Below are 9,652 nucleotides of genomic sequence, written 5' to 3'. Positions count from 1 at the left end.
AGGTAAATTCAGGGGTCAGTCACGAAATGGGCCGGCATTTTAACAGGCTCAGCAATTTGTGCTGCTCTCTCCGACTTGTGACGTACAACGCGATCTCTAATTGCCGCTTTTGTTACTTTCACGCAGGATGCGCAACGGATTTGCGTCTAATGTTCGTAATTCCGGTTACAAAGGCCACGTTTGATAACCGATGTCATTGGTCATTGGTTATTGGCGCGGCATAATGCCCGTCGCCTACATCTTTGCAGAGTCTAGGGAGCTAGCTTGTCTACGCCTGTCGAACCCTTGCGTTTGCTGCTACTGGCCGAAGAGCCAGCGTGGGCAGCGTTGTTGCGCGAGTGTCTGGCTCCGATGGGGAGCTCGGCCGTGCTCATCAGCGCGCCGAGTTGGGAGTCGGTCAGCAGTCTGTTCGATGACAACCGCAGTGCGGTGTTGTTGACGATCCCGGCTCTTCAGCCGGCGCCGGGCCGTTGCTGTCTGCCGACGGTGTTGCTGCTTGAACATGAGCCGCTGACCCCGCCCGACGGCGTAAGCGACTGGCTGGTGCGCGATCACCTCGATACCGGCATGCTGCGCCGTTGCCTGCGTCATGTGCGTGAGCGCGGCGTGCTGGAAACCACGCTGCAGCGCCTGGCCGAGCAAGACCCGCTGACCGGCATCGCCAACCGCCAGGGCTTCCAGACGCTGCTGACGGCTCGCCTGGCAGAAAATGAGGGCCGTGGCCTGGCGCTGGGCCACCTCGATCTCGACAACTTCCGCCACGCCAACGATGCCCTCGGCCACCAGGCCGGCGATCGCCTGATCCTGCAAGTCGTGGCGCGGCTCAAGAGCCAACTGGAGGCTGGCGACCAGCTGGCACGGCTGGGCAGTGACGAATTCGCCTTGCTGATCGACACCCGCCGCGCCCCGCAGCGCGCCGAATGGATGGCCGAGCGCATCACCGAAGCCTTGGCCGAACCTTATTGGGTCGATGGCGAAAGCCTGTTGATCGGCTCCAGCCTCGGCATTGCCCACGCCCGCGCCCAGGCGGGGGCCGACCCGTTGATGTGGCACGCGCACATCGCCATGCAGCAAGCCAAGAGCACGCAGGGCTGCACCTTTCACATCTTCAACGAACGCATCAACCGCAATGCCCGCAGCATCGCCGACCTGGAAACCGAGCTACGCCGCGCGTTGCGCCGTGATGAGCTGGAACTGCATTACCAGCCACGACTGAATCTCGAGGACGGGCAAATCGTCGGCCTCGAAGCCCTGGTGCGTTGGCGCCATGCCGAGCGTGGCTTGCTGCCACCGAGCGAATTCGTTCCACTGGCCGAGCAAAGCGGTTTGATCGTGCCGCTCGGTTACTGGGTGATTTCCCGGGCCTTGCGCGATATGCAGGCCTTACGCGAATGCGGTTTGCCGCCGCTGCACATGGCGATCAACCTGTCGTTCCGCCAGTTCCAGGACAGCCAATTGCTGTCGACCCTGAGCCGGCTGATTGCCGAGCGCGGCGTCGAGGCGCAATGGCTGGAATTCGAACTGACGGAAACAGCGGTGATGCGCCGCAGCGATCTGGTCAAGCAGACCATGGATGCCCTCGGGCGTCTGGGCGTGCGCTTCTCCCTCGACGATTTCGGCACCGGGTTCTCGTCCTTCGTGCACCTCAACAGCCTGCCGATCACCTTGTTGAAGATCGACAAGAGCTTTGTCGGCGGCATGGAGCAACGGGAAGAGAACCGCAAGCTGGTGCACGCGATGATCAACCTGGCGCACAACCTCAACCTGGAAGTCGTTGCCGAAGGCGTGGAAACGCCGGAGCAACTGGATCTGTTGCGCGGGTTTGATTGCGATCAGGTGCAGGGGTATCTGATCAGCAAGCCGTTGGCGCTGGCCGAGCTGGTGGAGTATCTGAGTTTCGATGGCAGCCAACAGGCGCCGCTGGAAGGGATGGTTTAACACGGACCCATTGTGGGGGCGGGCTTGCTTGCGAATTCGGTGTGTCAGTCGACATCAATGCAGACTGACACGGCCTCTTCGCGAGCAAGCCCGCTCCCACATTAGACCTCAGTCAGGCTGGGCGACCTGGAAGGCAGCTGATGATGAAGGCTCCCGCCGAATCATCCGCTTCATCTTCCACTCAAACGCCAACGTCAAACCCACCGCCGCGAACGCCAGTCCCAGCGCCAGGCCCCACCAGACGCCCGTCGGCCCCCAGTTCAAGTGGAACGCCATCCACCATGCGGCAGGCGCGCCAATCAGCCAATAGCAACCCAGACCGACCAGGAACGTGGTCTTGGCGTCCTTGAGTCCACGAATGCAGCCCATGGCGATGGTCTGCGTGCCGTCGAACAGCTCGAACCACGCCGCGACCGCCAGCAGGCTCACCGCCAGATTGATAACGTCGCGGAAGGCCGGGTCGTTGTGATCGAGAAACAGACCGATCAACTGATTCGGCAGCAGCCAGAACACCATCGCAAAGCACAGCATCGCCGCTGCGCCGAAGGCGAGGCCGACCCGTCCAGCCAGTCGTGCATCCAGCAGTTGCCCGGCACCGTAATGCTGGCCGATGCGCATGGTGATCGCATAGGAAATCCCCGCCGGCACCATGAACGCCACCGAAACGATTTGCAGGGCAATCTGGTGCGCCGCCAATTGCGTACTGCCCATGGTGCCCATGCACAGTGCTGCAAACGCGAACAACCCGACTTCCACGGCGTAGGTGCCGCCAATCGGCAGGCCAAGGCGCCACAGCTCCTTCAGGTACTGCCGGTTGAGTCGCAGCAACCCTTGACGCAGCGGATAGGCGTCGTAAGCCGGATGCCGACGTATGTGCCACGCCAGCGCCAGGGCCATGAGGTTGGCCACGATCGCGGTGACCAGGCCGATGCCCATCAAGCCCAGTTTCGGCAAGCCGAACATGCCGGTGATCAACGCGTAGTTGAGCAGGAAGTTGGCCACCGTTCCGCCCAGGCTGATGACCATCACCGGCGTCGCGCGGCCGATGGCGCTGGTGAAGCCACGCAAGGCCATGAAGCTCAGGTAGCCGGGCAGGGCGAAAGGCAGAAATACCAGGAACTGCCCGGCCGCCTGCACGTTGCTTTCGGTCTGGCCGAACAGCAGCAAAACCGGCTTGAGGTTCCACAGCAGTAGCCCGGCGCCCAGTGCCATCAACCATGCCAGCCACAACCCGGCCTGGACCAGTCGGGCAGCCCCGAGAGTATCGCCCGCACCCTGACGGATCGACACCAGAGTGCCAACCGCCGCAATCACGCCGATGCAGAAGAACGCCACGAACGAATAGCTCGCCGCGCCCAGGCTGCCACCGGCCAGAGCCTCGGGACTCAGGCGCGCCATCATCAAAGTGTCGGTGAGGACCATCAGCATGTGCGCCAACTGCGAGGCAATCAACGGCCCCGCCAGCCGCAGGATGGCCCAGAGTTCAATACGCGCTGGATGCTGCATGATCATCACGCTCGATTGTCAAAGTGAACAGTAAAACGTTGATTCTCGGCGCTCTGCGGGCTTTACACAAAGGGATAAAAAGGATGGGTAGCATGATTCAAACTCATGCTGGCGAGTTTCTGCTAGGGTGGCCTCATCCCGGTGTAGGAGCTTTTCCAATGTCACGTCGTCTTCCTCCCTTGTATGCCCTGCGCGCATTCGAAGCGGCGGCACGACACAGTTCGTTCACCCGTGCCGCCGAAGAGCTGTCGATCACTCAAAGTGCGGTCAGCCGGCATATTCGTACCCTCGAAGAGCATTTTGCCTGCCGCTTGTTTCACCGCAGTGGTCGCCACCTGCAGCTGACCGAATCGGCCCGCTTGTTGTTGCCGGGGATCCGCGAGGGCTTCACCGCCCTGGAGCGCGCCTGTAATACCCTGCGCGCCGAAGACGACATCCTGCGCATGAAAGCTCCGTCGACCCTGACCATGCGCTGGTTGCTGGCGCGCCTGAGTCGCTTCCGCCATTTGCAGCCGGGTAACGAGGTGCAATTGACCAGCGCCTGGATGGATGTCGATTCGGTGGACTTCAACGATGAACCGTTCGATTGCGCGGTGTTGCTGAGCAGCGGGCATTTTCCGCCGGACTGGGAGGCGAGTTACCTGTTTCCGGAGGAATTGATCCCGGTGGGCGCGCCCAACCTGCCGAGCGATCAGCCTTGGGACGTCACGCGTCTGGCCAATACTGAGCTGTTGCACCCGACACCGGACCGCCGCGACTGGCGCAATTGGCTGGAGCGCATGGGCCTGGCCGATCAGGTGTCACTCAAGGGGGGGCAAGTGTTCGACACGCTGGAGCTGGGCATGATCGCGGCCGCCCGGGGCTACGGCGTATCCATGGGCGATTTGCTGATGGTGGCGGAGGATGTGGCCCAGGGACGGTTGAGCTTGCCGTGGCCGACGGCCGTTGCCAGCGGTGAGAAATACTACCTGGTCTGGCCGAAAACCCGGCCGGGCGGTGAGCGCATGCGCCGGCTCAGCGACTTTCTGCAAAGTGAAGTCCGGGCCATGGAATTGCCGGATGTGGTGCATCTGAGCTGAATCGATGAAGCCGCTGCAATAGCGGCCTTTGGCTATATCCCGGTTGTTTGCTCAAGTATTGCTGCGCGCCGCCGAAAATCTGCACATGGAGCCTTCGTGCAGGTTCGATGTTTTTCCCATTATTAGAAATTTTTGCTGAGTGTTTGCTGCGATCAGGACGATCCGGCGGCTCGGCCAGGAGCTGTCATGTCTCAACCTCGTGCCCGGATAGCCTCACAGCTTGGTCTTGCGCTCGCCGTGATTCTGGCGATCGTCATCACCGGCAGTACCTTGTTCGCCCTGCGTTCGCTGGACACCGCCAACCTCGCCACCCGCGAAGAGCATCTGGCCAGTGAGGCCAGGTTGCTGGCCGATCAACTGAGCACGTTTCACGGCACGTTGCGTGAAAGTACCCAGCGGCTGGCCGGACTGTTCGAGAAGCGCTTCAGTGGAGGGCTGAGCGTGCACCCGGATGAACCGGTGGCCGTGGCGGGTATCCAGACGCCGGGCTTGCACCTGGGCAGTGAAGTGCTTAACAACAACTTCAAGGAAGTGGACGAGTTCAAGCAGATGACCGCGGGCGTGGCGACGGTGTTCGTGCGCAGCGGCGAAGACTTCATTCGCGTCAGTACAAATGTCAGCAAACAAGACGGTAATCGTGCCATTGGCACTGTTCTGGATCACGCGAATCCGGCATACGCCCGTTTGATGGCGGGGCAGAGCTACGTGGGTCGATCCTTGCTGTTTGAACGCTTCTACATGTCGCAGTACACCCCCGTACGCGACAGCAGCGGTAAGGTCATAGCCGTGTTGTATGTAGGATTCGATTACACCGACGCACAGAAGGCGCAGTTCGAAAACCTCAAACGCTTCCGCATCGGCCAGACTGGCTCCCTGGCGCTTTTGGATGAGCAAAACAAATGGCTTGTGCCAATCGCAGGTGTACAGGCGCTGGACCAAGCGGTGCCGGCAATTGTCGAACTGGCGAAAACGCCGGGCAAGGGCGATTTCTGGAGCGACAAGTCCGAAGAATTTTATAGCGTGGCCGTACCGTTCGAAGGCGGGCCGTGGTCGGTGGTGGCGAGCATGCCGAAAACCGAAATCAGCGCCGTGACCTGGAGTGTCGGTTTCCAGCTGGCCATCGGCAGTTTGCTGGCGATGTTGCTGGCGGTGGGTTCGGCGGTCTGGCTGTTGCGCAGCAAACTCGCGCCGCTGGCGGATCTGGTGCGCCAGGCCGAAGCCTTGGGTGCCGGTGATCTGAGCGTGCGTCTGAGTGTGTCGAGCAACGACGAGATCGGTCAGCTGGCGCGCGCCTTCAACCAGATGAGCCAGGCGTTGTCGACCATGGTCGAGCACATCCGCAATGCTTCGATGGAGGTCAACCGCCGCGCTCAGGCCCTGTCCGGTTTGTCCGGTGGCGCCTACGAAGGGATGGAACAGCAGTCGGGCGAAATCACCAGCATGGCCGGGGCCGTGGAAGAGTTCAGCGCAACCTCGTTGAACATTGCCGACAACATGGGCAGCACCCAGCGTCTGGCTCAGGAAAACGCCCAGCAAACGCAGATTGGTCGCACGTCAATGGATGAAGCGTCGTCGTCGCTGGAGCAAATCGCCGGTGCATTGAACAGCACTGCAACGGTGATCAATACCCTGGGTCAGCGTTCCCAGGAAATCGGTGGCATCGTCGGTGTGATTACGTCGATCGCCGATCAGACCAACCTGCTGGCGCTCAACGCCGCGATCGAAGCGGCCCGTGCCGGCGAGCAGGGTCGTGGTTTTGCCGTGGTGGCCGATGAAGTGCGCAACCTCGCCTCTCGCACCCGTGAAGCCACCGATGAAATTTCCGGGATGATCCAGAGCATCCAGCAAGAGACCGGCAACGCCATCAGCACCATGGAGCAGGGCAATGTGCTGATGCAGGAAGGCTTGTCACGCAACGCCAACGTCGCTGCGGCACTGGCACGGATCGACGAGCAAAGCCGCTCGGCCGGACAGCAGTTCGCCGCCATCACCACTGCCACCCAGGAACAGAGCAGCACCGCGACCTTGCTCAGCAGCAACCTGCAGAGCATCGCCCTGGCTAACAGCGAGCAGCGGGAGGTGGTGTCCAACCTGGCCGTCACCGCCAGGGAACTGGAGAAGCTGGCAGCGGATTTGCGGTCCGAGGTTGACCGGTTTCGTTGAGGTGCCTTTGAAACAGTTATCGCGGGCAAGCTCGCTCCCATAGGGTACCTGTGTCGTCGAACAATCGTGTAGACGACACAAATTCTGTGCGAGCCTGCTCGCGAATGGGGGGGCACCTCAATTCAGCATTGTTGCCCGGCTAATCGCACTTGGCATTGCTGGAGACTTCCTTGCTTGCCTGTTTCAACAGGTTACCCAACTCAGCCGCATTGGTGCTGTTGTAAACCCGGCCACCGGTGTTCTCAGCGATGCAGCGTGACGGGCCGCCAGAACCGATTTTCACCACGTTGACCCGCAGGCGCGGTTGTTCCCTGGCGATTCGACGGGATACCGCGCAAACGTCCTGCCCGCAACCGTCTTCTCCGTCGACAAACATCACGATCACCGCATCGTTATTGCGCCCGTCGACGGTACTCGCCGCGTGGGCCAGGCTGTCGGCCAGCGGTGTGCCGTCGTCGGGAACCAGACCTCGAATCCCGTTGATCAGCCGCGGACGGTCGCCGAACTTGAACACACCCCGGTCCGGTGTTCTTTCGCAGCCGGCGAAGGTGATCAGGCGTGTGTCGATCTTCGGATCCAGCCCGTTGATCATGCCAGCCAGCGAATCCTTGGCGACGTCCATGCGGCTGGGTTTGGCGGTGAGCCGCATGGTGCGGTTCGGGTCCAGGAGCTTGTTGAGGTCACTACCGAAGAACCAGTCCTCGTCGGCTTTCACTGACCTGATGTTCAAGTTCATCGAACCCGAGGTGTCGAGCACCACTACGAACTGCGGGATCTCTGCCTTAGGCGCATTTTTACGGCATGCGAAGTTGTCCAGCGTCGGGGCTGGTGGCGGGGCTGGTGGCGGGGCCGCTACTTCCGGTTTTGGTGGTGGAACCGGTTTGGGTGGCGGGGTCGGCTTGGGTTCCGGTACGGGTGCGGGTGCGGGTGCCGGTTTGGGTGGCGGGACCGGCTTGGGTTCCGGTACCGGTTCTGGCGTGGGTTCTGGTGCCGGAACAGGTTTCGGTTCCGGTTCCACGACAGGTGCGGGAACAGGCTCAACCGGCTTCTCAACCGGCTTCTCAACTGGCGTAACCACCGGCGCTACAGGCGGAACCACGACAACCGGCTCACGGTGCAGGAACCACCAGAGCCAGAGCGCCAGAAGCAGCAACAGCAGCGCGAGCAAGGCCGCCGCGAGCCACCAGCCCCGCCGCGACGGCGCTACGACCGGCGCCACCGGAATCACCGGCGGCACGATCGGTTTGGGCGGGCGCTGGTTCCACCGCACCACCAATGGCTCACCATTGAGGCTGTAGAGTTTATCCAGCTCAGGCGTGCCGAGCAGGCTGCGCAGGTCATCCGCTACCGTCGGTTGACCGCGTTGTTGCAATTCATCCGCCAGCTGGCCGAGGGACGTCTGGCGTACTTCATAGGTTTCCAGCAAACGTCGTTGCGCGTCCTCGTTGAGATCGGCATAAGGCGTGGGTTGACCACCCAGTTCGGTCCACCATTCGATTACGTCGCCGCTGCCCATCCGCGGGATGGCAAACAGACTGGCGACGGTCGGTGGAAAGTGTTTCTGGATGAGGGCGACTTTGGCTTGCAGCGCACTCATCTCCTCCGATCTGGCTTGCGCATCCCTGATGACCCGCTGCATGACGACGATTCCTGAAAAAGTGCAGGCATCCATCGGGACGCTTGCGGGGTGAAAAGTTACTCTTCGTAGCCGAGGCTGAATTGCAGCTGATTGACCTTCTTCTGCAACGTTTTCAGCTCTTGCTGCTTGGCCGCCAGTGTCGCGGGTGTTGATTTGGCCGTTGGCGCCGCTTGCGAAGCCTTGAGCTGCTTCTCGAGGTCGGCAATCTGCTTCTGCACCTGGGCCTCATTGCCGCGCCGAGCCTTGAGCGAGGTCAGCAGTTGCGCCAGGGACTGATTCAGCGCCGCCTGGGATTTCTGCTGGCTGGCCAGATCGGTCTTGGTGCTGAGCTGCTGGGCCTGAATGTTCTCGTACACCTGACGGAACATTGCGTTTTGCTGTCGGGACTCGCTCAGGGCCTGTTCCTTCTGCTTGACCTGATCGCTGTAACCACCGGAGTAGTCGCAGTTCATCTTGGTCAGCAGGCTGCTGTCGCGATTGGTTGCATCGCATTCGCCAGGCTGGGTCGCGCAACCGCTCAGGGCCAGGATGGCAGTGATGACCATCAGTTGTCGTAGCGTCATGTGCTTAACCCAGGGTGATTGCGGAGCGTTGGCTGTACAGAGCGTCGACTTCCTTCTGCAGGCTGACGACTTTCTGGTTCATTCTCTGAATGTTCATGTCCACCTGTCGGATCTCGGCGCTGGTGCCTTGTGAACGCTCGGCGTCTGCCACTTTTCTGTACTCGGTGACCTTGGTACGCATGTTGGCAAGGTCTTTGCGCAGGCGTGCGATGTCCGAGTCAATCCCGGCGATTTGCGCCTGAGCCCTGCTCTTGTCGACTTTCTTGTTGGCGATGTCCTTTTTGATCTGGGCAATTTGCGCATGGTCATCATTGATCACTTGCTGGGCGGTCTCAGTCCGGGCGATCACGTTCTGCGTGTCCTGTTCGACGTCGCTGTTCATCTTCGCCAAGCGGGTGGCGGTGTCGGCGTATTCGGCGCGACGTTGATCCAGGTAATAGTTCGCGCCCATGGCCACGCCACACGCGGTAATACCGGCGGCGATGACGCACACGGTTTTGTTGCTGCTGTTGGACAGCGCGCAAGCGAGGATGCCGACACCGGCGCCGACGGCGCAGGCCTGGTATCCGGACTTGCTGAAGAACTCTGCGTCATTGCCCTGGGTCAGGCGCGGGTCGGCACCGTCGCCTTCGCCTTCGCCGAGCATGGAGCTGCCGGTGTTGGCGCAACCGGTCAACAGCAGGCTGCTGGCGACTACGAATGCGATCTGTAGCTTGAAGCGAGTCCAAAGGCTGCGCGACATGGTGAAACTCCTACGTAACGGT

At 61.2% G+C, this 9,652-nt stretch carries 7 protein-coding genes; 3 read left to right on the top strand and 4 right to left on the bottom strand.

Translation table 11 applies throughout. From position 1 onward, the window contains the following. Positions 1-264: 264 nt before the first annotated feature. On the top strand, positions 265-1,938 hold the full coding sequence (locus tag AC07ZE_RS29020) for a putative bifunctional diguanylate cyclase/phosphodiesterase (RefSeq protein ID WP_207267736.1): 1,674 nt from the start codon (positions 265-267) through the stop codon (positions 1,936-1,938). A 108-nt stretch (positions 1,939-2,046) separates the two neighbouring features. Here the strand turns inward: AC07ZE_RS29020 and AC07ZE_RS29015 are convergent, their stop codons facing one another. Then, complete coding sequence (locus tag AC07ZE_RS29015; protein WP_207267735.1) at positions 2,047-3,444, bottom strand: NorM family multidrug efflux MATE transporter; 1,398 nt, start codon at positions 3,442-3,444, stop codon at positions 2,047-2,049. A 158-nt stretch (positions 3,445-3,602) separates the two neighbouring features. Here AC07ZE_RS29015 and AC07ZE_RS29010 point away from each other — a divergent pair, with 158 nt between their 5' ends. Together AC07ZE_RS29010 and AC07ZE_RS29005 are read left to right on the top strand one after the other, a co-directional pair. Then, positions 3,603-4,523 carry a LysR substrate-binding domain-containing protein gene (locus AC07ZE_RS29010; RefSeq protein ID WP_207267734.1) on the top strand — a complete coding sequence of 307 codons (921 nt, stop codon included), beginning with the start codon at positions 3,603-3,605 and terminating at the stop codon, positions 4,521-4,523. 186 nt (positions 4,524-4,709) lie between these two features. Then, a complete protein-coding gene (locus AC07ZE_RS29005; RefSeq protein WP_207267733.1) occupies positions 4,710-6,686 on the top strand; it encodes a methyl-accepting chemotaxis protein in 1,977 nt (658 codons plus the stop codon). Between the two features lie 139 nt (positions 6,687-6,825). On the opposite strand, the gene AC07ZE_RS29000 is transcribed toward AC07ZE_RS29005, so the two are convergent. Genes AC07ZE_RS29000 through AC07ZE_RS28990 form a run of 3 tightly spaced genes read right to left on the bottom strand, consistent with a single transcriptional unit; the run spans position 6,826 to position 9,630 of the window. Next, the gene (locus tag AC07ZE_RS29000) at positions 6,826-8,325 is read right to left on the bottom strand and encodes a vWA domain-containing protein (protein ID WP_207267732.1); all 1,500 of its coding nucleotides are present in this window, start codon (positions 8,323-8,325) and stop codon (positions 6,826-6,828) included. Positions 8,326-8,381: 56 nt separating this feature from the next. Further along, on the bottom strand, positions 8,382-8,888 hold the full coding sequence (locus AC07ZE_RS28995; RefSeq protein WP_207267731.1) for a hypothetical protein: 507 nt from the start codon (positions 8,886-8,888) through the stop codon (positions 8,382-8,384). A 4-nt stretch (positions 8,889-8,892) separates the two neighbouring features. After that, positions 8,893-9,630, bottom strand: coding sequence for a hypothetical protein (locus AC07ZE_RS28990; RefSeq protein ID WP_207267730.1), 738 nt, complete (start codon positions 9,628-9,630; stop codon positions 8,893-8,895). Between the last annotated feature and the right edge of the window lie 22 nt (positions 9,631-9,652).

Source organism: Pseudomonas sp. GW101-3H06, from assembly GCF_059424605.1.
The sequence above is the reverse complement of the archived record's forward strand: the minus strand, read 5'-3'. Positions and strand labels throughout refer to the sequence as shown.